Source organism: Pseudomonas sp. SIMBA_068, assembly GCF_046534705.1.
In the GTDB taxonomy this organism is placed as follows: domain Bacteria; phylum Pseudomonadota; class Gammaproteobacteria; order Pseudomonadales; family Pseudomonadaceae; genus Aquipseudomonas; species Aquipseudomonas putida.
This window is the reverse complement of the sequence record NZ_JAWRYI010001005.1, coordinates 1-255: the sequence shown is the minus strand read 5'-3', so window position 1 is coordinate 255 and position 255 is coordinate 1. Positions and strand designations below refer to the sequence as shown.

Annotated in this window: 1 pseudogene; it reads right to left on the bottom strand. The window is 54.5% G+C overall.

From position 1 onward, the window contains the following. Nucleotides 1–33: 33 nt before the first annotated feature. A pseudogene (locus SB756_RS32455) lies at nucleotides 34–255 on the bottom strand (hypothetical protein); the annotation flags it as partial.

Genomic DNA, 255 nt, shown 5'->3' with positions numbered 1-255 from the left:
ATTCAAGTCGACGTGTCTGGCTCAATCGCAGCCTTAAAACGCGATACCCACCTTGAAGCCGTACTCATCACGCTTGAGCTTGGTGTTGTCGGCGGTAAAGGAGTCTTCGTCGAGCTTGTATTCGGTACGGGTGTAGTACAAGCCCGCCATCACCGGCAGATTGCCATTTTGGTTCATCAGCAGGCTGACTTCGGCGTAGGGGTTGGTGCGATCCTTGAGGTCCACAGTGTCACTGCCCACGCCATCCACTTTGAG